At 34.2% G+C, this 22,307-nt stretch carries 32 protein-coding genes and 1 other RNA gene; 28 read left to right on the top strand and 5 right to left on the bottom strand.

Features of this window, described 5'->3' with window-relative positions:
• Positions 1 to 74: 74 nt before the first annotated feature.
• The 25 genes from KJA15_03505 to KJA15_03385 all read left to right on the top strand — a co-directional run bounded on the left by KJA15_03505 (position 75) and on the right by KJA15_03385 (position 14,852).
• Positions 75 to 506, top strand: a complete 432-nt coding sequence (locus tag KJA15_03505) for a hypothetical protein (GenBank protein ID MBZ9572370.1) — start codon at positions 75 to 77, stop codon at positions 504 to 506.
• 14 nt (positions 507 to 520) lie between these two features.
• A complete protein-coding gene (locus KJA15_03500) occupies positions 521 to 1,045 on the top strand; it encodes a histidine phosphatase family protein (protein MBZ9572369.1) in 525 nt (174 codons plus the stop codon).
• 99 nt (positions 1,046 to 1,144) lie between these two features.
• A complete protein-coding gene (locus KJA15_03495; protein ID MBZ9572368.1) occupies positions 1,145 to 1,309 on the top strand; it encodes a hypothetical protein in 165 nt (54 codons plus the stop codon).
• Positions 1,310 to 1,372: 63 nt separating this feature from the next.
• Positions 1,373 to 1,621, top strand: coding sequence for a hypothetical protein (locus KJA15_03490; GenBank protein ID MBZ9572367.1), 249 nt, complete (start codon positions 1,373 to 1,375; stop codon positions 1,619 to 1,621).
• 114 nt (positions 1,622 to 1,735) lie between these two features.
• On the top strand, positions 1,736 to 2,179 hold the full coding sequence (locus KJA15_03485) for an SRPBCC family protein (protein ID MBZ9572366.1): 444 nt from the start codon (positions 1,736 to 1,738) through the stop codon (positions 2,177 to 2,179).
• Between the two features lie 85 nt (positions 2,180 to 2,264).
• Positions 2,265 to 2,633, top strand: a complete 369-nt coding sequence (locus KJA15_03480; protein ID MBZ9572365.1) for a hypothetical protein — start codon at positions 2,265 to 2,267, stop codon at positions 2,631 to 2,633.
• A 124-nt stretch (positions 2,634 to 2,757) separates the two neighbouring features.
• The gene (locus KJA15_03475) at positions 2,758 to 2,949 is read left to right on the top strand and encodes a hypothetical protein (protein ID MBZ9572364.1); all 192 of its coding nucleotides are present in this window, start codon (positions 2,758 to 2,760) and stop codon (positions 2,947 to 2,949) included.
• 69 nt (positions 2,950 to 3,018) lie between these two features.
• Positions 3,019 to 3,528, top strand: coding sequence for an AAA family ATPase (locus KJA15_03470; GenBank protein MBZ9572363.1), 510 nt, complete (start codon positions 3,019 to 3,021; stop codon positions 3,526 to 3,528).
• A 116-nt stretch (positions 3,529 to 3,644) separates the two neighbouring features.
• On the top strand, positions 3,645 to 4,313 hold the full coding sequence (locus KJA15_03465) for a glycerol-3-phosphate acyltransferase (protein ID MBZ9572362.1): 669 nt from the start codon (positions 3,645 to 3,647) through the stop codon (positions 4,311 to 4,313).
• A 205-nt stretch (positions 4,314 to 4,518) separates the two neighbouring features.
• On the top strand, positions 4,519 to 4,728 hold the full coding sequence (locus KJA15_03460; GenBank protein MBZ9572361.1) for a DUF2061 domain-containing protein: 210 nt from the start codon (positions 4,519 to 4,521) through the stop codon (positions 4,726 to 4,728).
• A 275-nt stretch (positions 4,729 to 5,003) separates the two neighbouring features.
• A complete protein-coding gene (locus tag KJA15_03455; GenBank protein MBZ9572360.1) occupies positions 5,004 to 5,273 on the top strand; it encodes a hypothetical protein in 270 nt (89 codons plus the stop codon).
• A 141-nt stretch (positions 5,274 to 5,414) separates the two neighbouring features.
• Positions 5,415 to 5,627 (top strand): hypothetical protein, encoded by a 213-nt coding sequence (locus KJA15_03450; protein ID MBZ9572359.1) that lies wholly within the window; start codon positions 5,415 to 5,417, stop codon positions 5,625 to 5,627.
• Between the two features lie 43 nt (positions 5,628 to 5,670).
• The gene (locus tag KJA15_03445) at positions 5,671 to 6,282 is read left to right on the top strand and encodes a hypothetical protein (GenBank protein ID MBZ9572358.1); all 612 of its coding nucleotides are present in this window, start codon (positions 5,671 to 5,673) and stop codon (positions 6,280 to 6,282) included.
• Between the two features lie 21 nt (positions 6,283 to 6,303).
• Complete coding sequence (locus tag KJA15_03440; GenBank protein ID MBZ9572357.1) at positions 6,304 to 6,798, top strand: 8-oxo-dGTP diphosphatase; 495 nt, start codon at positions 6,304 to 6,306, stop codon at positions 6,796 to 6,798.
• Between the two features lie 130 nt (positions 6,799 to 6,928).
• Entirely contained in the window at positions 6,929 to 7,243 is a 315-nt protein-coding gene (locus KJA15_03435; GenBank protein MBZ9572356.1) for a hypothetical protein, read from the top strand.
• Positions 7,244 to 7,438: 195 nt separating this feature from the next.
• The gene (locus tag KJA15_03430) at positions 7,439 to 7,873 is read left to right on the top strand and encodes a hypothetical protein (protein ID MBZ9572355.1); all 435 of its coding nucleotides are present in this window, start codon (positions 7,439 to 7,441) and stop codon (positions 7,871 to 7,873) included.
• A gap of 319 nt (positions 7,874 to 8,192) precedes the next feature.
• The gene (locus KJA15_03425) at positions 8,193 to 8,936 is read left to right on the top strand and encodes a hypothetical protein (protein MBZ9572354.1); all 744 of its coding nucleotides are present in this window, start codon (positions 8,193 to 8,195) and stop codon (positions 8,934 to 8,936) included.
• A 239-nt stretch (positions 8,937 to 9,175) separates the two neighbouring features.
• Positions 9,176 to 9,757: a PAS domain S-box protein gene (locus tag KJA15_03420; GenBank protein ID MBZ9572353.1), complete on the top strand. Its 582-nt coding sequence runs from the start codon at positions 9,176 to 9,178 to the stop codon at positions 9,755 to 9,757.
• 158 nt (positions 9,758 to 9,915) lie between these two features.
• Positions 9,916 to 10,176, top strand: a complete 261-nt coding sequence (locus KJA15_03415; GenBank protein ID MBZ9572352.1) for a hypothetical protein — start codon at positions 9,916 to 9,918, stop codon at positions 10,174 to 10,176.
• Positions 10,177 to 10,372: 196 nt separating this feature from the next.
• Positions 10,373 to 10,780, top strand: a complete 408-nt coding sequence (locus tag KJA15_03410) for a secondary thiamine-phosphate synthase enzyme YjbQ (GenBank protein MBZ9572351.1) — start codon at positions 10,373 to 10,375, stop codon at positions 10,778 to 10,780.
• Between the two features lie 11 nt (positions 10,781 to 10,791).
• A complete protein-coding gene (locus KJA15_03405; GenBank protein MBZ9572350.1) occupies positions 10,792 to 11,430 on the top strand; it encodes an MFS transporter in 639 nt (212 codons plus the stop codon).
• 4 nt (positions 11,431 to 11,434) lie between these two features.
• Entirely contained in the window at positions 11,435 to 13,189 is a 1,755-nt protein-coding gene (gene polX, locus KJA15_03400; GenBank protein MBZ9572349.1) for a DNA polymerase/3'-5' exonuclease PolX, read from the top strand.
• Positions 13,190 to 13,192: 3 nt separating this feature from the next.
• A complete protein-coding gene (locus KJA15_03395; GenBank protein ID MBZ9572348.1) occupies positions 13,193 to 13,606 on the top strand; it encodes an NUDIX domain-containing protein in 414 nt (137 codons plus the stop codon).
• Positions 13,603 to 14,580: a tRNA 4-thiouridine(8) synthase ThiI gene (locus KJA15_03390; protein MBZ9572347.1), complete on the top strand. Its 978-nt coding sequence runs from the start codon at positions 13,603 to 13,605 to the stop codon at positions 14,578 to 14,580. The genes KJA15_03395 and KJA15_03390 overlap by 4 nt, the downstream gene beginning before the upstream one ends.
• Positions 14,577 to 14,852 carry an MGMT family protein gene (locus tag KJA15_03385; protein ID MBZ9572346.1) on the top strand — a complete coding sequence of 92 codons (276 nt, stop codon included), beginning with the start codon at positions 14,577 to 14,579 and terminating at the stop codon, positions 14,850 to 14,852. Before KJA15_03390 ends, KJA15_03385 begins: the two co-directional genes overlap by 4 nt.
• Before the next feature lie 26 nt (positions 14,853 to 14,878).
• Here the strand turns inward: KJA15_03385 and rplT are convergent, their stop codons facing one another.
• From rplT to smpB, 5 genes are all read right to left on the bottom strand, one after another.
• Positions 14,879 to 15,226 (bottom strand): 50S ribosomal protein L20, encoded by a 348-nt coding sequence (gene rplT / locus KJA15_03380; protein MBZ9572345.1) that lies wholly within the window; start codon positions 15,224 to 15,226, stop codon positions 14,879 to 14,881.
• The gene (rpmI, locus tag KJA15_03375) at positions 15,219 to 15,404 is read right to left on the bottom strand and encodes a 50S ribosomal protein L35 (GenBank protein MBZ9572344.1); all 186 of its coding nucleotides are present in this window, start codon (positions 15,402 to 15,404) and stop codon (positions 15,219 to 15,221) included. The genes rplT and rpmI overlap by 8 nt, the downstream gene beginning before the upstream one ends.
• Complete coding sequence (gene infC / locus KJA15_03370) at positions 15,401 to 15,922, bottom strand: translation initiation factor IF-3 (GenBank protein ID MBZ9572343.1); 522 nt, start codon at positions 15,920 to 15,922, stop codon at positions 15,401 to 15,403. The genes rpmI and infC overlap by 4 nt, the downstream gene beginning before the upstream one ends.
• Before the next feature lie 4 nt (positions 15,923 to 15,926).
• Positions 15,927 to 16,276, bottom strand: a transfer-messenger RNA (tmRNA) gene (gene ssrA, locus KJA15_03365).
• A gap of 47 nt (positions 16,277 to 16,323) precedes the next feature.
• The gene (gene smpB, locus KJA15_03360) at positions 16,324 to 16,770 is read right to left on the bottom strand and encodes an SsrA-binding protein SmpB (protein MBZ9572342.1); all 447 of its coding nucleotides are present in this window, start codon (positions 16,768 to 16,770) and stop codon (positions 16,324 to 16,326) included.
• A 60-nt stretch (positions 16,771 to 16,830) separates the two neighbouring features.
• Here smpB and KJA15_03355 point away from each other — a divergent pair, with 60 nt between their 5' ends.
• From KJA15_03355 to KJA15_03345, 3 genes are read left to right on the top strand one after another with little or no spacing between them, the layout of a single operon-like run.
• Positions 16,831 to 18,420 (top strand): arginine--tRNA ligase, encoded by a 1,590-nt coding sequence (locus KJA15_03355; protein ID MBZ9572341.1) that lies wholly within the window; start codon positions 16,831 to 16,833, stop codon positions 18,418 to 18,420.
• Positions 18,421 to 18,467: 47 nt separating this feature from the next.
• Complete coding sequence (locus KJA15_03350) at positions 18,468 to 18,713, top strand: hypothetical protein (GenBank protein ID MBZ9572340.1); 246 nt, start codon at positions 18,468 to 18,470, stop codon at positions 18,711 to 18,713.
• A 13-nt stretch (positions 18,714 to 18,726) separates the two neighbouring features.
• Entirely contained in the window at positions 18,727 to 22,296 is a 3,570-nt protein-coding gene (locus KJA15_03345) for a class I tRNA ligase family protein (GenBank protein ID MBZ9572339.1), read from the top strand.
• Positions 22,297 to 22,307: the final 11 nt, after the last annotated feature.

Genomic DNA, 22,307 nt, shown 5'->3' with positions numbered 1-22,307 from the left:
GGCGACCCTACGGCAAACCGAAGTTAAAAATTTTCTATCGCCGGAAAGGCGATTTCTTGGTAGAATAAGAAAGTATGAAAATTGCAATCTGTGTCAGTTTAGATTTCACCAATCAAATAAGAGATATAGCAAATAATCTTACCGAGCAGGGTCACGAGGTAATTCTACCCCAAACTGTTGAAATGATTCTGAATGGTGAAGTAGCCTTTGAGCAGATTATGAAAGAGAAAGAAAACGGTGAAATCTCAAAGAGAGCAATAAAACAAAACTCTCTTAAATATTACTTTGAAAGAATTAAAGGAGTCGATGCTATTTTAGTTTTAAATTTCGAGAAAAATGGAATTAGGGGTTATATCGGTGGTAATGTCTTTCTTGAAATGGGATTTGCCTATGTTTTTGGCAAGAAAATCTTTTTGCTAAACGAAATTCCCGATATGCTTTATGAAGATGAAATTAAAGCAATGCAACCGATAATTCTTAATGGTGATTTGGCTAAAATTAGATAAAATTTTTAAAATCTATGAAAATATACTTTTCCGCTCACGCAACAAGTAAGGATAACGAAGAGGGATTATCTTCTGGTTGGAAAGATGTAGAGCTTTCTGGGTTAGGAGTTGAACAATCCAAAGAATTAGGAGAGAGATTCAAAGATATAAAAATAGATTTAATTTGTTGCTCTGATTTAAAAAGAGCAGTTGATACAGTTAAAATAGCATTTGGAGATAAAATACCCACCATCGTTGATAAAAGATTAAGAGAGGTAAATTACGGAGATTACAATGGTAAACCAAGCAATATAGTAAGTCCAATGGAAAAAGAGCATATTAAAGAACCTTTTCCGAATGGTGAGAGTTATGAACAGGCAATGGCGAGAGTTCACGATTTTTACAAAGAATTAAAAGAAAAATATCCAACCAAAATAGTTTTAGTTGTTGGTCATCGTGCTACTCAATATGGTTTGGATACACTTGTCGGTGGCAAAACTCTTGAAGAATGTTTAAGCGAACCTTTTAAGTGGCAACCCTATTGGGAATATAATTTTTGAAATTTAAACAAAAATTTAGGCCGTCCTTCGCTAAAGCTCCGGACGGCGAGCCGAAATTGAGGGAAATTTAATTTGAGTTGATTTATACGAAAATTTTACATGAAGATAATAGATGTCTCTACTTTAGAATTAATAAAAGGAATTTGGACTTATACCATAAAACCGCTTTGGTGGTTATGGACTATAGTCTTAATTGTTGGATTGCTTCCGGTTGGATTCAATTATTTATTTAAATGGTTAAAGAAGAAAATATCTAAAAAATAAACTGTCCATCGCTGGACAATTTTTTATCGCCGGAAAGGCGATTTTTTGGTAGAATGAGGTAATATGGAAAATATTTCACCGACAATTGCTGGTTGGATTGGAATGGCGTTTATTCTTATTGCTTATTATCTTGTTTCAACAAAAAAAGTCACTGGCGAGTCTCAGTCTTATCAACTTCTAAATTTGTTTGGAGCCATTGGTATTGTTTGGAATACTTTTGTTCAAAAAGCTTGGCCAGCAATGGCTTTAAATATAGTTTGGGCGATAATCGCTCTTAAGACTCTCTTATTAACGAGAAAAAACGGGCCCTAATATCCTTCACTAATCCCGAAGTAGAGCGCTTCGCGCTCACTACGGGACAAAAATTTAGACCGAATTTGAAAATTTTCTATCGCCGGAAAGGCGATTTCTTGATAGGATTAAAGTATGAAGAAAATACGCCTAAAAGGTTCATGGATTATTAAAGCGCCGCGTGAAGAAATTTACAAAATAATGACTGATTTTGAAAACATGCCAAAGAATTTTCCGGCTGTTGCCCAATCGCTCCGTATAGTTAAAAGAGAAGGCAATAATCTTACAATAGAAGCTAAAGCTAAAACATTCGGTCGGGTTATTCCAGTGCATATGGAAACGCAGCTTCGTCCGCCAGCTGGCTATGTGTCAGATAATAAAAGTGCTATCGGCACTGCCGGGCATGAAGAGTTTCTGATGGAAGAAGTACCAGAGGGCACAAAAATTAACTATACTTATGATGTTGAATTAAAAAATCCATTTTTTCGCATTTTCGGTAGGGTTCTGATAGAATGGTATGCGATGCGTTTCTGGAAGCGTGCTGTTATAGATAAGTTAAAAGAGATGCTAGAGAAATGATATTATAACCAAGCCAACTTCTAAAATTGCCCACGGTTCAGAGCCAAGAGAAATCGCCCTTTGGGCGATTTCTATTCTTAGGATTTTGACAATTATTGGAATCTGTGATAGTTTGATTTTGGAGGTAAAACACTGCATGAGGATATTTACATGGAGCGAAAGACAGATCTTTGTAAAATGGCTGAAAGTATGGCTTTCGTTGATAGCGTGTATGGTAACAATTGAATACTTTGTCTTTTCATGCCCTAACGAAAAAATAGGGGCAATACTAATCTTTACAGTAATCCCAAGCGTCACAATAGCACTACTAGGCTCTTTCACTGTTGCAAAGTTATGGGAAGATTTGTGCACCAAGGGCTCAATAATCACAATCCTAGTGGCTGTTGCCTTGTTCGGTCTTTTCACTTTTATAACCGGTGTAATTTTTGGAACAAATATCTATCCCCTCTCATAACGTAGCTACAAAAAAATAACGGGTCACGCATCCGTTTTTTTATTTTTCTCTACCCCGCCGAGAATTTTTCTTTGGAGGTTACCAAGAAATCGCCTGAAAGGCGATTTCTTGGTAGAATGAAAGAATGAATAAAGAAAAATTATTAAAAACTGTTCAATCTTGGAATATAAACCAAAAGCCAGAATATAGAGGTTTTCACTGTGCTAACTGCCAAAGATATATGCGTAAAGCTTGGCACATCTGGTTTGATTATAAGGGATTTAAATGTGAAATTCATTTATGTAAAAAGTGTTTTAAAGAATATAGGAGAGACTAATACTCTCTTTTTTATTTCCGCCCGCCCCGCCGCATCGCCAAGAGGGCGGTTTTTTGGTAAAATAAAAATATGAAGAATAAAAACATACTTGTGATTGGTATTTCTGGCTCAGGAAAAACATACATTGTAAAAAAACTAAAAAATAAATATCCATTTATCTATGATTCTGATGAAATTCAAGATCTTTCTGATTGGTTCGGCTGGGATAAAAAGCCTGTTGAATTTCCAAAGAACGCTGATAAGAAATGGTTGGACGAACATGAGTTTCTTTGGGATCGAGAGGTGTTGCAAAAATTCATTAAAGAAAATGAACCAGCTATAATCTTTGGGTTTTCAGGAAATTGTTTTAGTATGCTAGATTTATTCGACGAGGTTTATTATTTAGATATTAGCCCCGCAGAGATAAAAAAGCGTCTCAAAAACCAAAGCAGATTAAACCCAATGGGAAAAACAAAAGAACAAACAGATTTAGTGATTAAATACATGGAAACTATACGTCGGCAGGCAGCAGAGTTGAAAATGCCTTTTATTGGCGCAAACCAATCACCAGAGCAAATAATAAACCAAATTATGGGATAAAACGGGTCCTAACATCGTCAAAAAAATCACCAAAATTTAGGGCGAAGTTGAGAGAAATTTAATTGAAAAAAGATAAAAATTGCATGGCAAAAGTAAAAATATGTTAAAATAACTATATGATTGAATTTCTTTGGATTTTATTTTCTTATCTTTTTGCCTCCATTCCCAATGGTTATTTGATTACAAAGTGGATGAGTGGAAAGGATATTCGAAAATTGGGTTATCAAAAGCTTAGCGGTTCAAATATTATCCAGAATGTGGGAATGCTGCCGGGATTACTTTCGGGAGTGCTTGATGTTTTTAAAGGAGTGCTGGCTGTTTTTGGAGCCCAGACACTGGGCCTTTCAATAGCTTTTCAGGCTTTAGCTGGTGTCTTTGCTCTTTGTGGTCAGATGTGGCCACTTTTTTTGAATTTTTGGGGAGGAAGAGGAGGATCAGTGTTGATTGGAGTGCTTTCAATATTATCTTGGAAAATTCTTCTCATTTCAGCTGCTTTGTGGCTCCTTTGCAAAATTATCTCCCGGGACAAAGGATCATCAATAGGAATGCTTCTTTTTCCAATCTCGGCAATAATATTAGGATTTTATTTTGAAATTGAATCGGTTTATATATTTTCTATTCCAGCTCTATTCTTAGTCCTCTTGCAACGGGTTTTGGGAAAGCCAGGAAGCCTATGGAAGATAAAAGATAAAAAAATAATTTTATATCGATTCTTTCTAGATAGAGACACCCTAAAAAGACGAGGCCATTTATTAAAAAACAGAGGACGGACCTCTGACGGTTAATCGACAAAATTTAGGCCGTCCTTCGCTAAAGCTCCGGACGGCGAGCCGAAGTTGAGCCCTTCGACAAGCTCAGGGCAAGGGAAATTTAAACCAAAAGCCCGTCGCTGGGCAATTTTTATTTTTTACCCTCGCCGTGCTATGCGCGGCGGGGTTCTTATCGAAGCTTTAATTTGGTATAATCCGTTAAAGGTTAAAGACAAAAAATATGAAAGCTAATCATCGAAGAAGTATTATAAAATCAATAAGCTGGAGATTTCTCGCAACGTTGACAACGATGATAATAGTATTTATTTTTACAGGAGAGATTCTGCTTTCTTTTGGAGTTGGTTTCTTTGAAGTAATTTTAAAACTAATTCTTTACTATATTCACGAGCGGTTATGGAATAGGACTAGTTGGGGACGACTCCGAGTTTAAAATACTGACATTTTCCAACTAAAGAAAGATATTTAGGGCGGAGTTAAAGGGAATTTAAAAAAGCCCGTCGCTGGGGCCCCGCACCGTACGGTGCGGGGCTGGGCAATTTTTATTTTTCGCCCTCGCCGCGCATAGCGCGGCGAGGGTTTTTCTCGGGGGTTTTGATTGACCAACGCTTGACAAGTCTTAAATTAAACCCTATACTGCTACTAGTACAAAGGAGGTAAAGAGAGTGGACCCTCAGTATTGCGTCCCAGCCCTGATAGAGGTTATTTATGAAACAAAAGGTACAAGTAGTACAGAGAGAGATTTTCTTGGTTTGGTACTCCTCAGAACAGTACCCAACCCCCGAGGACTTTAAAGAGCGACTCGACGAAAAACTTAGTAAATTTGTAGTAAGAAGTGGGCTTAATCCAAGAAGATTCACAGTTGCTATTAAGACTAAAGATGTCGTAGGACACTTTCTAGCTTCGGCTGGATTCCCAGGTTTAGGTTTAATAGCTGGGGCCAAGAACTTTATCATAAAATTTGTCTCTCGAGAATAGAGGTTGTAAAAACAAAATAACCTACAACCTATGCCGGGTTTTTAACGCCTGGCTTTTTTATTTCCGCCCGCCCCGCCGCCAATCGCCCTTCGGGCGATTTTTTGGTAGAATAATAAAAAGCGAAACTAATGGAAATAAAATATGGAACTACAACTATACGGTTTAATTATTGATTTTTCAGGGGTGGTAACTCTACTATTATTTTCAGATCCGGCAATGATGAATGAAAAAATTCATGACAAGAAAGGAACTTCAAGAGCAAAGATTATTAGAAGCTACCGGATAAAAAGATATTTTGCTTTAATTCTTATTGCTTTTGGTTTTATTATCCAAGTTATATCCCTATTGCGTTAGCTCTATTTTTAATTAACTCTTAGTCGGAGGTGAAACAAAAAATATGGAAAAAGAGATTCTTACAGAAGAAATTGCTAAAAAGTTAATGGAGATTAAGGGCGAAACAAGGGGGGTAGTTTTTGAAATTGACCGGGAATATATTTTAAAAGAGGAGGGTGAGGAGGGGCTAAAAAAATTGGAAGATGAACTAGAAAGATTAGGTTATCCTATAAAATACAAAGAAATGAAGGCTATGGGCTTTCATCCAATAGGTCTAAGAGCCATCTCTCTATTAGCTATTAAGAAAGTTTTCAATTTTGATGACGAAAAGATTAAGGAATTAGGGACTTTCGGATCTAAGGTTTCCTTTATTCTTAAACTTTTTATAAGATATTTTCTTTCTGCTCAAAGAGTTTTTTTTGAAGAAGCCCCAAAAATCTGGAAAAAGCACTACGCTATAGGCGAACTGGTTCCAGTTGAACTTAGCGAAGAGAAAAAATATGCCATTTTAAGATTGGAAAATTTCAATCTCCATCCTATTTTCTGTTGTTTTTTGGGAGGTTATTTTTGTGGAGTTGTGCAAATGTTAGTAAGGTCTTCTCAAATAACTTTTGAAGAAACTAAATGTACTTTCCGAGGAGATGAATATCACGAATATTTATTAAAATGGGAGTAAAGGAAGCTCCAATTTAAAAATGTGAAAAAGGCGACTTTGTGTTTATTAGTTAAAGAAAATCAAGGGAGCAAGGAAATACTTTTAGCTATGAAAAAGAAGGGTTTTGGGGCTGGGAAATGGAATGGGGTTGGAGGAAAATTAAACCCCAAAAAAGGAGATGAAAATATCTTTGATGCTGCTATTCGAGAAACTAAAGAAGAAATTGGGGTCAAAATAAAGGAATTAGAAAAAGTAGCTATTTTAAATTTTTATTTCCCCAATATTGCCAAAGAGCAAAGGTGGGATCAAGAAGTCCATGTGTTCTTAGTTAAAAATTGGGAAGGAAAACCTGTCGAGACTAAAGAAATGACCCCAAAATGGTTTAAAGAATCAGAAATTCCATTTAACGAGATGTGGTCAGATGATAAATTCTGGCTCCTCCATATTTTGAAGGGTAAGAAATTAAAAGCAGACTTTATTTTTGACAGAGAAGAAGTTGTAGAAAAACACAATATTAAATTCGTGAAAAATATTTAAAAAGTTATTTTCACCCTTGCCGCGCATAGCGCGGCGAGGGTTTTTCTCGGGGTTGACTTTTTTAGAGAGTTTGATAGAATAGTAATAGTTCTTTGAGGAGTGATGGAAAATGAAAGAAAAATTTGGCGAGATGGCAGTATGGACGGTTCCTGAACTCAAAAAGACAGTCGTATTTGTCTGTGAAAGCAAAGTTGGCGAAGTAGAGTCAAATGTATTTTTGAGAAGCATCTTAAAACGATTTTTCAATTCTGCTGGCATTGAACCGCAACCTCGTGTCATTTATGACACGGTAATAGTGAGAAGAATGGCAGTAGACACGGTTTCTTCAGAGCTATCTGGTGCAGATGTAGTCTGTTTCGAAAGAAATGGAAAGATACTTTTCGTAAGCCAAGGTGAACGTCCCGAGCTGGTGAAGGCTGGTCTAAAGGATTTAGTACTGGGTTAGAGATACTCCGTATATTCAATAACTCCAGAAATCTTTTTAGGGCATATTCAAATGCCCTTTTTTTATTTCCGCCCGCCCGAGAGTTTAGGGGCCCGCCGAAGGCGGGAGGGTGGTGGGTGGGTTGTAGTCTCGTGGGTTTAATTTTTAGAATATTTTTGCTAAAATAGTAATATAGTATTTTTATTAGGAAAAATTATGGAACAAATAGTTTCAAAAGAAGAAATTAATGAATTGATGAAGATAAAAGGAGAGATAAGTGGGAGAATAATTAAGGCTGCAAGAGAATATCTTGTCAAAGAAAAGGGGGAAGAGGGAATGAAAAAAGTAAGAGATGCAATGACAAAGCTTGGTTACCCAATCAATTATAGAAAAATAAAATCAACGGATTATTATCCTTTGCACCTTACTACTCTTACTCTATTAATTAGTAAAAGACTTTTTAACTTTGATGATAAAAAGTTTCAGGAAATGGGAGAATTTGAATCTAAGTCTTCTATAATTATTAGAATCTTTCTGAAATATTTTGTTTCTCTGGAGAAATTACTTAAAGAAGCTCCAAAGATGTGGCGGAAGTATTTTTCTATCGGAGATCTTAAAATAGTAGAGCGCAATCAAGAAAAAAATCTGTGACTTTAAGGATTGAAAATTTTAAGACTTATCCAATTATATGTCACACTATCATAGGATTTCTTTCTAGCACTTTCTAGGTGGCAATAGGAAAGCCAGTAATCTGTGAAGAGATAAAATGTGTTCACCGAGACAACGAATATCATGAATTTTTGGTAAAGTGGTAATTCAAATAGTGATTATCCTAAAAAGCAGCATCCAATCGTCGTATAAGGGGAGTCCCCATCCTGAGAGTTTTTCCCGAGACTCGGTTGCTTAAAAAATTTTTTGGTGATAATATAAAAATGACAGGTCGTTAAGGAAAAAATAACAAATATAGATTATGAATTTTAAATACGTCTTAAGTTTAGTGATTTTAATTCTCCTTATTGTTGGAGGGATTTTATTTTTGCAGTGGTGGATGGCGAATAGAAGAACTCCTTATATCCCGCCTCCAGTAGCCGGAGAAATTAATGGAATTCCTGTTTATCAAGTATCGGAACCAGGTGTCCAGATTTATCCAACACAATTCATGGATATCCCGGCCACATATTTAATCTCACTAGAAGAGAATGAAACTATGTGGGTAGAAGGCGCTTATTGGGGTAAAAGCATTAGGTGGCCACAGAATAGTATTTGTTTTAAAGAAAAAATAGATGTTCCTGAAGATTCAGTAATTGAGGCAAAAGCTAAAATAATCAAGGTAAAAGAAGATACTTGTAGTGACGCAGAAATACTTGGACATGAAATTATATATGAAGGAAAAGAAATAAAAGATATTGCAGGCCAGCTTTCTTCTGTTTGTCCAAAAATAGAGGATTTTATTAATAAAGAAAGAGAAGGAGAACCAATCAAATTAACAGCGTGTTTAGGTTTTTATGGAGAAAAATTCACCAGATTTAGCTATGAGTGGATTCCTTTTAGACCTAAACTTGTAGTAGCGATACATGGGAGCGGGGTTGAAAGCTGGGAGAAGCTTGGTTCAATATGCCTTAATATCTTTCAAGGAGCTATAATCATTGATCCAATTAAAAATAAAATAGATGGAATTTTTTTAGATGAGATAGAGGAGTCCTGTGCTGGATAGGAAGGTTAATTTTATGAAATTTTCAACTAAATCCTTTTTGATTTTTGATTTCTGGAGTAAGTAATTCTATTAAACTAGCTCTAACATTATCCACTAGGGCGAGTTATTCCCGCCTGAGAGTTTTTCTCGGGTTTTTTATTTCGCAATTATGGAGTATAATTAAATAAAGGCTTCATCTAATCATCTTTAGTTTTTAGAATTCTAATATCAAATATCTAAATATTTAGAAAAATATTCTTATGGATAAAAAAATAGATCAATTAAATAAAAAGATAAAAGAACTTGAAGAACAACTTGCCAAACAAAAAGATATAGAGAAAAAGCTCAAGGAATCACAGGAGCTACTTAAGATATTATTTGAAAACGCACCAGACGGCTATTTTCTGAACGATCTAAAGGGAAACTTTATTGACAGTAATAAAGCCGCAGAAAAAATAATTGGCTACAAAAAGGAAGAATTAATTGGAAAGAATATGTTGAGGGCAAAAATTCTACCTAAGGATCAGATCCCGAAAGTAGCTAAGCGTTTAGTTCAACATGCCTTGGGTAAATCTGTGGGAGCTGAGGAGATAGAACTAATTAGGAAAGACGGCAGTCGAGTTCTAACAGAGGTCACTGGAAATATAGTAAGATTTAAGGGCCGAATTTTAGTTTTAGGAAGTGCCCGTGACATCACCGAGCGCAAGAGGGTCGAAGAAGAATTAAGAAAGAAAAACGAAGAACTTGAAAGATTTCATAAATTAGCGGTGGGGAGGGAACTGAAGATGATTGAATTAAAAAAGAAGATTGAGGAACTAGAAAAAAAATCAGAGAAAGGCTAAATAGGTTCTCTTCCTTCATTAAGATTACGGAGGACAGGTAATATCATCCACGCCGCCCCGAGGGTTTTTCTCGGGGTTTTGTTTTAGCGGTAAATAAGTTAAAATAAATATTAAAGATCGATAAAGTTTTTTTAATATTAAAAAAGAAATTAAAAACGGTGGCAAAAGATATTGTAATAGTTATTTTAATTCTGGTATTGATTATTTTGGCAGTTTTCACTTATAATTTATACTCTGGTGCAATGGAATGCAAGGCAACAGCAACAGATTTAGGAGCTAAATTGAAAGAGTGCGGAGCGGGATTAGATCAGTATAAGGCTGGATTAGATGAGTGCACGGCTGTAGCTCAAGCATGCCAAGATGCGTTAACCGCCCTTAGCCAAGTGCCAGCTTGCGCGCCTTATATTCCTACACAGTAATTAAATTAAAGAAAGATTCTACTAAAGAGAGATTCTAATATCCTCCAGCCCCCAGATCTACTACCCGAGAGTTTAGGGATCCACCTACGGGAAAGAGGTGGGTGGATTGTAGTCTCGGGCTTTTTATATTATAGATACCACTTTACCGATTTGCTGAAATTTGAGATTAAACAAGGGTTTAGTATAATTAACCAATATGAGATTTTCAATTAGCACAAAAGGATTTAATGATATTATTGATATTACTGACCAGGTTTCTGAAATTCTGGAAAAGTCTAAGGTAAAAGATGGGGCTTGTCTGATTTCTTGTCCTGGTTCGACTTGTGGTTTAACAACGATTGAATATGAAAGTGGTTTAATCAAAGATTTAAAAAAAGTTTTAGAAAGAATAGCTCCGATGAAAGATAGTTATGAGCATTGTAAAAAATGGGGAGATTGCAATGCTTACGCTCATATTAGATCGGCTTTATTAAAACCATTTTTAGCAGTTCCGGTTGAAGGAGGAAAATTAGCTTTAGGAACCTGGCAGCAGATTGTTTTTTTAGATTTTGATAATAGACCAAGAAATAGAGAAATTATTGTGAAATGTATATCTGCTCAATAGAGGAATAATTTATGTCTAAACCTGTTAACAAAGTTATAAAAATTTTAATAGCCAGTGATCTTGCCTTGAATAGCGCCTGGGGCTTGCTTGGGCCTATTTTTGCCATATTTATTGTTCAGAAAATTGCGGCTGGAAACGCTGTCGAAGGTGCTAAAATAGCTGGTTTTGCTTCACTGATTTATTGGATTGTAAAATCTAGTCTTCAAATCCCGATTGGTAGATACCTTGATAAAAATCACGGGGAGAAAGATGATTTCTGGTCTATGGTTTTAGGGACATTTTTGGCTGGGCTCGCTCCGTTTGGATACCTAATTGCTTCTCAGCCCCTGCACATTTATGGTTTCCAAATCATACATGCTATTGGTATGGCAATGGTTATTCCTTCCTGGTCAGCTATTTTTACGAGACATATTGATAAAGGAAAAGAAGCTTTTGAATGGGGACTTGATAGTACTTTTTTAGGATTTGGTGCTGGAATTGCCGGAGCTATTGGCGGAATTTTTGTTGCTGTTTTCGGTTTCAAGGTTATTTTTATTTTAGTGGGAATTTTCACAATAATTTCAGCCGGCCTTCTTCTGTTGATTCACAAAGAAATTGCTCCTAGAGATCACCTTTTCCCCCGGTTCCCTCCATTTAGAACGCCATTCTAATTTTATGAAAAATAGGGAAATTGCAAAAATCTTTTATGAAATTGCTGATTATCTTGAAATGGAAAGGATATCTTTTAAACCTTATGCCTATCAGAAGGCAGCCATTGCCTTGGAAACTTTAGAAGAAGATGTTGGGGAAATTTATAAAAAAGGAGGAATTAAGGCTCTTAAAAAAATTCCAGGAATAGGAGTAAGCATTGCTTTGAAAATTGAAGAATACTTAAAGACCGGAAAAATTAAATATTACGAAAAATTCAAAAAGAAAATTCCAATTGATTTAAGTGAAATAATTTCTATTGAAGGAATGGGGCCAAGGAAAGCAAAAGTTCTTTATGAGAAGCTGAGAATTAAAACCTTAAAAGATTTAGAAAAAAAAGCTAAGGGTGGAAAGATTGCCCCCCTTTTTGGTTTTGGAGAGAAAACCGAAAAAAATATTTTAGAGGGAATCAAATTTTTTAAAAGATCAAGGGGGAGATTTCTATTGGGAGAGATAATACCGGTAGTAAAAGAAGTTTATCAAAAATTAAAAGGCTTAAAAGAAGTTAAGAAAATTAATGTAGCCGGCTCGGTCAGAAGAATGAAAGAAACGATTGGGGATGTTGACTTTTTAGTTATTAGCAAAGAATCCAAAAAGTCTGCCTCCGCTAAAGCTTCGGCGGATAAAATAATGGATTTTTTTGTTTCTTTACCCGGAGTTGTAAAAATCTGGGGAAAGGGAACAACTAAGTCTTCAGTTAGAATGAATCAGGGCTTTGATATGGATTTGAGAGTTTTACCAAAAAAATCATATGGTTCAGCCTTACAATATTTTACTGGCTCAAAAGAGCATAATATTAATTTAAGAAAAATTGCTATTAATAAAGGGTTAAAACTTTCAGAATATGGCTTATTTAAGGGCTCAAGAATGATTGCTGGAAAAACTGAAAAAGAAATTTACAAAACTCTTGGGATGCAATGGGTTCCACCTGAATTGAGAGAAAACCAAGGAGAGATTGAGGTTGCCCTTGTTAAAAAATTGCCAAAATTGATTGATTACAATGACATTAAAGGTGATTTACATTGTCATTCAAAGTGGAATGGGGGAGTAAACACAATCGAAGAAATGGCTCAAGCGGCAATTAAAATGGGATATGAATATTTAGGGATTTCTGATCATACAAAATTTTTAAGAATCGAGCATGGGTTAAATGAAAAGCAATTGGTTTTACAAAGAAAAGAAATAGATAAATTAAATGAAAAATTTAAAAGAAAAAAAATAAAATTTAGACTTTTACAAGGAGCAGAAACTAATATTTTAAACGATGGCTCAATTGATATAAATGACGAGGCTCTGAAAAAATTAGATTATGCCATTGCTGGGATTCATTCTAGTTTTAAAATGCCAAAAGAAAAAATGACCCAAAGAATAATTAAAGCAATGAAAAATCCTTATATTAAAATTATTTCTCACCCAACAGGAAGAATTTTGAAAAGAAGGGATGAATATCAAATTGATTTTGACAGAATTTTAAGAGCGGCAAAAGAATTCCAAGTGATTTTAGAAATTAATTCTTATCCTGAAAGATTAGATTTAAATGATCAAAATATCAGGAGGGCAAAGGGAGCTGGAGTAAAAATGGCAATTAATACAGATTCCCATCGCAAAGACCAACTGAGATTTATTGAATTTGGAATTGCTCAAGCGCGGAGGGGTTGGGCCGAGAAAAAAGATATAATCAATACGCATTCTCTCAAGAGGTTATTAAAATTTTTTAAGTAAATTATGCCATTTGAGAAATCAGCCGGAGCAGTAATTTTCCGCCAAGAAAGAAATAAAACCTATTATCTTTTATTAGAATCTCAAGCTGGGTGGAGTTTCCCCAAAGGGGTTATTAACAGAGATGAAAAACCCCAAGATACAGCTAGGCGTGAGATTAAAGAAGAAACTGGAATTGAAGATATCGAATTTACTCCTGGATTTAAAGAAAATATAAAATATTTTTTTAAATTAAAAGACAAAACAATTTTTAAGATTGTTACATTTTATTTAGCAGAAACAAAAACAAAAGAGGTTAGAACATCTTTTGAGCATATTGGATACAAGTGGCTACCTTATGAGGAAGCTTTAGAGCAGCTTACTTTTAAAAATGCAAAAGAAGTTTTAGAAAAAGCAAATAATTTTTTAAAAAATTTATGAAAAAATGCCTTTTGCTTTTTTCTGGAGGATTGGATTCTATTTTAGCTGCAAAAATTTTATTGGAGCAGAAAATTAAAGTTACCCCAATTTGTTTTAGAAGTTATTTTTTTGATTGTAGTTTAGCTAAAAAATCGGCTAAAAAATTAAAATTGAAATTAAAAATTATCGATTTCAGTAAAGAGCATTTGAAAATTTTAAAAAATCCCGGCTTCGGTTATGGAAAAGGCTTTAATCCCTGTATTGATTGTCATTTATTAATGATTAAAGAAGCAAAAAAAATAATGAAAAAAGGGAAATTTGATATTTTGGCAACTGGTGAAGTTTTAGGGGAAAGACCTTTTTCCCAAAATAAAAGCACATTTAAATTAATTGAAAAAGAGGCCAATCTCATAAATCAAATTTTAAGACCACTTTCTACTAAATTATTGCCAGAAACAATTTATGAAAAAAAAGATTTTGTAAATAGAGAAAAGTTATTTTCAATTCGAGGAAAATCAAGAAAACCTCAAATTAAATTAGCCAAAAAATTTAAAATTAAAAAATTCCCTAGTCCGGCTGGGGGTTGTATTTTAACAGACCCACAATATTCAAAAAGATTAAAAATTCTTTTTAAAGAATTTCCAGATTTTGATGGAAATGATGCCCAGATTTTGAGAAAAGGAAGGGTTTTTTGGCTCGTCCGCCGAAGCCTTGCCGAAGGCGGAGAAAATAAATTTTTAATTTTAGTAGGAAGAAATGAAAAAGAAAATAAAGAATTAAGAAAATCTGAGAAAAGAGGAGATTTAATATTAGAACCTGAAAATTTTCCAGGGCCAACAGTTTTGATTAGAGACTTTGGGACTCCAACCCACCCACCACCCTCCCGCCTTCGGCGGGCCCCTAAAATAAAAAAAGAAATAATTATTAGGGCCACTGAGCTTTTATTAAATTATTCCAAAAAGATACCCGAGGAAATAATAATTGAGGTAAAATGAGGTTTGAGAAAAAAGTTTTCAAAGTTGTTAAGAAGATTCCAAAAGGAAAAGTTATGACCTATGCCGAAGTTGCTAAAACAGCAGGTTCGCCAAGGGCCTGGAGAGCGGTCGGAAACATTTTAAATAAAAACAAAAATCTTAAAATTCCCTGCCACCGAGTAATAAAATCGAATGGAAAGGTAGGTGGCTATAATCTTGGTAAAAGGAAAAAGATAATTTTACTTAAAAGAGAAGGAATTAAAATAAAAAAGGGTAAAATTTTACCCCTTTGATGTAATTTTAATATAAAATTTTAAAATTAACTTTTAACTTCTTCTACAATTTTTTCAAAAATTTTGGGATGATTTTTTCCCAATTCAGCTAAGATTTTTCGGTCGAGTTCGACCTTTTTTTGTTTTAGGCCATGGATAAATTTATTATAAGATAGGCCATGCTGGCGGCAGGCGGCATTAATTTGAATTTGCCAGAGCGCTCGTCTTTCTCTCTTTTTTCTTTTTCTATCTTGATAAGCGTGTGTCCAGGCATGATATATTGCTACCTTTGCTGCTCGGTATTTTGACTTTCTTCCCCAACGAAAACCTTTCGTATATTTCAATAAATGCTTTCTTCTTTTATGGGCAATTTTTCCTCTTTTCACTCTAACCATACAATAGTTTTTTTATTTTTTTAGCTTCGGCCTTTGAAAGTTTAATCCATTTTCGACTTTTTCTTATTTTTTTTCCTGATTTCTTTGCTCGATAATGATCAAGGCCGGTCGACCTTCTTAAAATTTTTCCAGTTCTGGTAATTTTGAATCTTTTTAAGATAGATTTCCTTGTTTTCATTTTTTTGAAATAATTATTGTAAAGCCTCTTGGCGCTCTTTTTAATTCCCTCTCAATCTTTATCGGAACTGATTCTCTTAACATTTCAAGAAATTTACCTATTTTTTCTTTAGCAAAATTTGGAAGGGCTTTTTCTCTTCCTCTTAATTTCATCTCTACTCTAACTTTATTTCCTTTTTTTAAGAATTTCTCTGCTAAATGAACTCTAGTCTCCATATCATGTAAAGAGATTTTAAAAGAGAGTCTTATTCCTTTGATTTGGCCGGTTCTCTTCGCTTTGGTTTGTTTTTCTTTCTTTTGAAGCGAGTAGAGATATTTGCCATAATCCATTATTTTACAAACTGGTGGTTCAATCCTCTTAGTAACCTGAATTAAATCTAAATTGCGCTCCCTGGTTATCTGGAGCGCTTCTTTTAAAGTCATAACTCCCAACTGCTTTCCGGTTTCATCAATTACCCTAACCTGAGAAGCCCTTATTCTGTTGTTGACTAATGGTTTTCTGAGGATATTTTTAAAAATTTCTTAGTGGAGGTGGCGAGAATTGGACTCGCATCCAGAAATTCTTCTAAAGATAGATCTACAGGCTTAGCCCAATTTGAAGAAAAGTAGAAAGTTAAAATTGAGCAAAATCTCTCTACCTTTGACCCTTTTTGATTCAATAGCCTTTTCGGATCTAAAAAGAGCTACCTATCTCAATAATATGACACCAACTTTAGTTATCGAGAATGGCTAAAGTTAGCGCTGCTTTAAACGTAAACTAAAGCAGGTTTTCTGAATAAATTGGCGTTTATTCTTTTTCTGAAAGTTTAACGAGTTTTCAGAATACTCGGCTTGCCTACCTTAGTTAAATTTCTGTCGATTCCTTTCACCCCCTTAGTTGCCTCGCTCACTGCGTTCGCTCGTTTCGCTCTTTTGATTCCTTAATATTTTTTTAAGGCCTTTCTTATTTCTCTTTCTACTTCTCTTTTTTTGATTAATTCTCTTTTATCAACTTTTCTTCTTCCTTTAGCAATAGCAAACTCAATCTTTATTTTACCTCTTCTAGTATAAACTTTTAAAGGTATTAATGTCAAGCCTTTTTGTTTCGCTTTCCCGATCAAATATTTGATTTCTGATTTTTTTAAAAGAAGCTTTCGAGAACGTTCTGGATTGTAATCAGGAGAAATATTTTTTGGCTGGTAGGGAGGAATATGACAGCCAATTAAATAAACTTCTTTATCTTTTAAAACGACATAAGACCCGGCTAAATTTATTCTTCCTGACTTTATTGATTTTACCTCCTGGCCTATTAAAATCATTCCTGCCTCAAATTTTTCCAGGATTTGGTAAATAAAGAAAGCTTTTTTGTTTTCAGCTAAGACTTTCATCACTTTTAGTTTAACATTAAATCCTTTAATTTTTAAGCGAAATAAGATAAACTAAAAGTAATGATAAGACAAGAAATAGCTAATTTAATAAAAGACTCAATAAAAGAACTTCAAAAGGAAAAAGTTTTTCCTAAATTTAAAATTCCTGAAATTCAAATTGAGCATTCAGAAGAAAAAATACACGGTGACTATTCAACCAATATCGCTTTCCAGATTGCAAAAGAAGTAAAAAAGAAACCAGTGGAAATAGCAAAGATAATAAGATTAAAGCTCAAAGATCAAAAATCAAAAATGTTTGAAAAGGTTGAAATTGCCAAGCCGGGATTTGTTAATTTTTTTCTTTCAAAGGAATATTTACAAAAAGAGCTTTTAGAGATTTTAAAGAGCGGAGAAAAATTTGGAGAATTAAATCTTGGCAAAGGTAAAAAAATTCAAGTTGAATTTATCTCAGCCAATCCAACAGGGCCCTTAACTGTTGGTAATGCCAGAGGAGGTCCACTTGGTGATGTTTTAGGTAACATTCTTAAAAGGGCCGGTTTTAAAGTGGAAAAAGCTTATTATATTAATGACTATGGGATGCAGGTTTTAACCTTAGGCCATTCTGTTTTAAAAGATAGTGAGGCAAAATACAAAGGTAAATACATCGATTATTTAAATAAAAAAATTAAAGAAAAAGATCCCTACAAGGCAGGTGAGCGGGCGGCCCAAGTTATTGTTAAAGAGATGATTAAGAAAACGACCGATAGAATAGGTATTAAATATGATGAATGGATTTCAGAAACAAGCCTCCATCGATCTGGTGCCGTCGATCAAGCTTTAGAATTATTAAAAAAAGAAGGCTTAATCTGCCAAAAAGAAGGTGCTTTGTGGTTTAAGTCCTCAAAATTTGGCGATGAGCGAGACAGGGTGGTTGTTAAAAAAGATGACTGGAAAACTTATTTAGCTGGAGATATCGCGCTTCACAGATATAAATTTGAGAAGAAAAAATTTGATAAAGTGATTGATATCTGGGGAGCTGATCATGCAGGAGATGTTGCTGGGTTACAGGCTGGAGTTCAGGCTCTCGGTCATAAGGGTAAACTTGACATTATTCTTCTGCAATTTGTTACTATTTTTGAAAAAGGAGAAAAACTAAAGATGTCAAAAAGAGCAGGTATTTATGTGGCTATGGATGAGTTACTTGATAAAGTAGGTTCTGATGTTACTAGATTCTTTTTCTTACAAAAATCAACTAATACTCACCTGAATTTTAATCTTTCTTTAGCCAGAGAGCAGTCTGAGAAGAACCCTGTTTATTATGTCCAATATGCCCATGCTAGAATTTGTAGTATTTTTAAAAAGGCAAAAATCAAGAGTAAGAAGGTGAAAAATTTAGAATTGCTTACTCATCCCAGCGAATTAACTTTAATTAAACAACTTATTAGATTTCCAGAGATTATTGAGGATACTACTAAGGATTATCAGGTTCAGAGAATTCCCCAATATGCAATAGATTTAGCTACTGCATTTCATCAATTTTATCGAGACTGTAAAGTCCTGAGCGAAGTCAAAGGATTGCGTGAGGCCCGTTTAGGATTAATTCTGGCCACCAAAACAGTAATTAAAAATACTTTAAATTTAATGGGAATTTCAGCTCCCGAAAGAATGTAGTTAACGTTTCTCAAAAAATATGTTAAGAAGAAAAATAAGGTGAAAGAATGAGCCCGGATATTGGTGAAAGAATACCTGAATTAACTCTCAAAGAAAAACAATCAGAAGAAAAACAATTTATAGCTCTTTTAAAAGACGAAAAAATACTTAAACTTCCCCTAAGAGAACAATTAATAGTCCTTTTAAAAGGAGTGGGTATAAAAGTGACGATATTCAGCGCAGAAAAAGAAAAAAGCAATATGGCAGAAAATCAAAACTCTGCCTTTTTATTTGAAAAAAACCGGCTAAAATGATATTTTAAATAATATGGAGATAGGTTTTCCAAAAATTGAAGAAAAGATTTTGAGGTTTTGGAAAAAGAATAAGATTTTCGAAAAATCAATTTTGCAGCGAAAAAAGGCCAAGAATTTCGTATTTTACGATGGTCCAATCACAGTTAACGCTCTCCCCGGAATCCACCATGCTTTATCCCGGATTTTCAAAGATATAATTCCCCGATTTAAAACCATGCGGGGATTTCGTGTTGAAAGGAAAAATGGTTGGGATACCCATGGACTCCCGGTTGAATTGGAGGTAGAGAAAGAATTGGGTTTTAAAACCAAAAAGGATATTAAAAAATACGGAATAGCTGGCTTTAACCGGGCTTGCAAAAAGAATGTTCAAAAATATATTCCTTTGTTCAAGGATTTTACCGAGAAAATCGGTTATTGGGTTGATATGGAAGACCCCTATATCACTTACGAGACAGATTATATCGAAACCATCTGGTGGATTATAAAACAAATTTACAAAAAAGGATTATTATACAAAGATTACAAAGTTGTTCCTTATTGCCCAAGATGTGGAACAAGTTTATCTAGCCATGAGGTAGCTTTGGGATATAAGAAAATTAAAGAACCAGCCCTGTATGTAAAACTCCCCGTTAAAAATCAAAAAAATACTTATTTACTGATTTGGACAACTACTCCCTGGACATTACCAGGTAATGTGGCAATAGCTGTGAACCCAAATTTCACTTATATTAAAGCAAGGGTAGGTAGAGAAGATTTAATTTTAGCTAAAGGAAGATTAAAGGTTTTGGGCCGAGATTACAAAATTCTTAGGAAAATTAAAGGCAAAGAACTACTTAATTTGCAATACAAACCTCTCTTTAGATTTATAAAACCAGAGAAAAAGGCCTACTTTGTTATTGCCGGTGGTTTCGTTTCATTAGAAGAAGGGACCGGTTTGGTCCATATTGCTCCGGCTTTTGGAGTAGAGGATATGATTGTAGGAAAAGAAAATAACTTACCAATTTTATTAACCGTTGATGAAGAAGGAAAGTTTAAACCGGAGGTAAAAAAATGGGCAGGAATGTTTGTTAAGGACGCTGATCCTGAAATTTCTGAAGATCTTAAAAAAAGAAATCTCGTTTTTAAGGAAGAACAATATGAGCATGATTATCCTTTTTGCTGGCGATGTAAATCTCCCCTTCTGTATTACGCCAAAGAGAGCTGGTTTATAAATATGCAGAAGATTAAAAAAGATTTGATTAAAAACAATCAGAAAATAAATTGGATTCCAGCTCATATAAAAAAAGGGAGATTTGGCGAATGGTTAAAAGAAGTTAAAGATTGGGCACTCTCTCGGGAAAGGTATTGGGGTACTCCTTTGCCCATTTGGCAATGCAAAAGATGTGGAAATTTAGAAGTCATTAGTTCAAAAAAAGATTTGATTTCTCAAAAATTTAGTGAAAATAAATATTTTATTTTAAGACACGGCGAAACGTTTCATCAAACAAAAAAGAAAGGGATAATATATGATTGGCCAGGATTTTCTTCTTATCCTCTGACTAAAAAAGGAAAAAAAGAGATAGAATCTTTAGCTAAAAAATTAAGGAAAGGAGAAATCGATCTAATTTATTCTTCAGATTCTTTAAGAGCTCGTCAAACCGCTAAAATTGTGGCTAAAGAACTCGGCCTTAAAATAAATTTTAGCTCAAAGCTTAGGGATATGAACTTCGGAATTTATCAAGGATGTAAAATAGAAGAATTTTATAAAATTTTTATAGATATAAAAGAGAGGTTTTACAAAAGACCGAAAAATGGAGAGAGTTGGTCAGATTGTAGAAAAAGGATGATTAGTCTTATAAAAAAGATTGATAGAAGACACAAAGGGAAAACTATTTTAATTATTAGCCACGGAGATCCTTTGTGGCTTTTGGAAGGAATATTAAAAGGGTTATCTAATGAAAATTTGATAAGGCAAAAACTTCAGGGAAAAATAATAGAAACAGGGGAATTGAGAAAAATAAAATTCAGTTCAGTGCCTTTAAATGAGAAAGGAGAATTAGATTTCCACCGACCTTATATTGATGAGGTTAAATTTTTCTGCCCCAAATGCCGGGGTTTAATGAAAAGAGTTCTAGAAGTTATTGATTGTTGGTTTGATGCCGGGTCAATGCCTCTTGCTCAATATCATTATCCTTTTGAAAATAAAAAATTAATCGATCAAAAAAAACAGTTCCCAGCAGATTATATTGCCGAAGCCATCGATCAAACCAGAGGGTGGTTTTATACTTTGTTGGCAATTTCAACTTTACTTGGGCTTGGCCCTTCTTATAAAAATGTTATATCTTTGGGCCTTGTTTTAGATGAAAAAGGGGAGAAAATGTCAAAATCAAAAGGGAATATGGTTGATCCTTGGCAAATTTTTAAAAAGTACGGTTCAGATACTCTCCGTTGGTACTTTTTCACTGTTAATCAACCAGGGGAAGCAAAATGTTTTTCTGAAAGAGAAATCCAAGATTCTCTAAAAAGATTTATTATGACTTTTTGGAACTGCTCTGTTTTTTTCAACACTTATGGTGGGCTGCGATTCTCACGATCGTGGGAATTGTGGTCCAGGAGAAGTAGAAATGTTTTAGATAGATGGGCTATTTTAAGATTAAATGAATTAATTCAAGTAGTTACCAAGAATTTAGAAGATTTTGACGTAACCTCAGCTGCCAGAAATATAGAAAAGTTTGTTATTGAAGATTTTTCTCAGTGGTATATCAGAAGGTCGCGAAAAAGATTTCATCATCCAGAAAAAAAAGAGGAACTAAAAGAAGCTTCAGCCACCCTGGGTTATTTACTCTTAACCTTAACTAAATTAACCGCTCCCTTTATTCCTTTTTTAAGTGAAGAAATTTATCAAAAGATTAAAAGCATGCCCCGTACCGAAACAAAGTTTCTGGTACGGGATCAAAAGTCCTCGAAGGAAAGCCTCCGGCTTCCTATGGGGCAGGCAAAACTCCAAAGCGTTCATCTTTCCGACTGGCCAAAAGGAGATAAAAGATTGATTGATAAAACTTTAAATAAAAAAATGGATCAGGTCCGAAAAATTGTTAGTCTAGGGCTCAGATCCCGGATGAGGGCTAAAATAAAAGTAAGACAGCCTTTAACAAAGTTGAAGATTCAAAAACCAAAATTAAAAATTGATAAAAAATTACTAAACTTGATAAAGGAAGAATTGAATATTAGAGAAATTAAAATTGTAAGGAATATTAAAAAAGAGAAAAATTGGATTTTAGAAAGCGAAGGTAAAATAAAAATTGCTTTAAATATTAAAATTTCACCAAAACTTAGAGAAAAGGGGATGGTCAGAGAAGTTATTCGAAACTTACAGGAAATGAGAAAAAAGGCTGGCTTAAAACCAAAAGACAGGATCTTAGTTTATTTTTTAGGATATCCTAATTTAAATAAAATTTTGGTTGAAAATAAAGATTTTATTTTGAAAAAAACTAAGGCAAAAGGACTTCAATTTGGCAAAAAGTCTAAATTAACTTTTGATATTGAAGAAAATCCCAAAATCAATCGAGAAAAATTATGGTTGGCAATTAAAAAATTAAAATAAATTAAATTTAT

This window comes from Patescibacteria group bacterium, assembly GCA_020148145.1.
Classification (GTDB): Bacteria; Patescibacteriota; Minisyncoccia; order Minisyncoccales; family JAHCRE01; genus JAHCRE01.
The sequence above is the reverse complement of the archived record's forward strand: the minus strand, read 5'-3'. Positions and strand labels throughout refer to the sequence as shown.

Coding starts and splice junctions, on each gene's coding strand:
- KJA15_03505 (MBZ9572370.1), top strand. CDS start 75: ATGAAAATTGCAATCTGTGTCAGTTTAGATTTCACCAATCAAATAAGA.
- KJA15_03500 (MBZ9572369.1), top strand. CDS start 521: ATGAAAATATACTTTTCCGCTCACGCAACAAGTAAGGATAACGAAGAG.
- KJA15_03495 (MBZ9572368.1), top strand. CDS start 1,145: ATGAAGATAATAGATGTCTCTACTTTAGAATTAATAAAAGGAATTTGG.
- KJA15_03490 (MBZ9572367.1), top strand. CDS start 1,373: ATGGAAAATATTTCACCGACAATTGCTGGTTGGATTGGAATGGCGTTT.
- KJA15_03485 (MBZ9572366.1), top strand. CDS start 1,736: ATGAAGAAAATACGCCTAAAAGGTTCATGGATTATTAAAGCGCCGCGT.
- KJA15_03475 (MBZ9572364.1), top strand. CDS start 2,758: ATGAATAAAGAAAAATTATTAAAAACTGTTCAATCTTGGAATATAAAC.
- KJA15_03470 (MBZ9572363.1), top strand. CDS start 3,019: ATGAAGAATAAAAACATACTTGTGATTGGTATTTCTGGCTCAGGAAAA.
- KJA15_03465 (MBZ9572362.1), top strand. CDS start 3,645: ATGATTGAATTTCTTTGGATTTTATTTTCTTATCTTTTTGCCTCCATT.
- KJA15_03460 (MBZ9572361.1), top strand. CDS start 4,519: ATGAAAGCTAATCATCGAAGAAGTATTATAAAATCAATAAGCTGGAGA.
- KJA15_03455 (MBZ9572360.1), top strand. CDS start 5,004: ATGAAACAAAAGGTACAAGTAGTACAGAGAGAGATTTTCTTGGTTTGG.
- KJA15_03450 (MBZ9572359.1), top strand. CDS start 5,415: ATGGAACTACAACTATACGGTTTAATTATTGATTTTTCAGGGGTGGTA.
- KJA15_03445 (MBZ9572358.1), top strand. CDS start 5,671: ATGGAAAAAGAGATTCTTACAGAAGAAATTGCTAAAAAGTTAATGGAG.
- KJA15_03435 (MBZ9572356.1), top strand. CDS start 6,929: ATGGCAGTATGGACGGTTCCTGAACTCAAAAAGACAGTCGTATTTGTC.
- KJA15_03430 (MBZ9572355.1), top strand. CDS start 7,439: ATGGAACAAATAGTTTCAAAAGAAGAAATTAATGAATTGATGAAGATA.
- KJA15_03425 (MBZ9572354.1), top strand. CDS start 8,193: ATGAATTTTAAATACGTCTTAAGTTTAGTGATTTTAATTCTCCTTATT.
- KJA15_03420 (MBZ9572353.1), top strand. CDS start 9,176: ATGGATAAAAAAATAGATCAATTAAATAAAAAGATAAAAGAACTTGAA.
- KJA15_03410 (MBZ9572351.1), top strand. CDS start 10,373: ATGAGATTTTCAATTAGCACAAAAGGATTTAATGATATTATTGATATT.
- KJA15_03405 (MBZ9572350.1), top strand. CDS start 10,792: ATGTCTAAACCTGTTAACAAAGTTATAAAAATTTTAATAGCCAGTGAT.
- polX (MBZ9572349.1), top strand. CDS start 11,435: ATGAAAAATAGGGAAATTGCAAAAATCTTTTATGAAATTGCTGATTAT.
- KJA15_03395 (MBZ9572348.1), top strand. CDS start 13,193: ATGCCATTTGAGAAATCAGCCGGAGCAGTAATTTTCCGCCAAGAAAGA.
- KJA15_03390 (MBZ9572347.1), top strand. CDS start 13,603: ATGAAAAAATGCCTTTTGCTTTTTTCTGGAGGATTGGATTCTATTTTA.
- KJA15_03385 (MBZ9572346.1), top strand. CDS start 14,577: ATGAGGTTTGAGAAAAAAGTTTTCAAAGTTGTTAAGAAGATTCCAAAA.
- rplT (MBZ9572345.1), bottom strand. CDS start 15,226: ATGGTTAGAGTGAAAAGAGGAAAAATTGCCCATAAAAGAAGAAAGCAT.
- rpmI (MBZ9572344.1), bottom strand. CDS start 15,404: ATGAAAACAAGGAAATCTATCTTAAAAAGATTCAAAATTACCAGAACT.
- smpB (MBZ9572342.1), bottom strand. CDS start 16,770: ATGAAAGTCTTAGCTGAAAACAAAAAAGCTTTCTTTATTTACCAAATC.
- KJA15_03355 (MBZ9572341.1), top strand. CDS start 16,831: ATGATAAGACAAGAAATAGCTAATTTAATAAAAGACTCAATAAAAGAA.
- KJA15_03350 (MBZ9572340.1), top strand. CDS start 18,468: ATGAGCCCGGATATTGGTGAAAGAATACCTGAATTAACTCTCAAAGAA.
- KJA15_03345 (MBZ9572339.1), top strand. CDS start 18,727: ATGGAGATAGGTTTTCCAAAAATTGAAGAAAAGATTTTGAGGTTTTGG.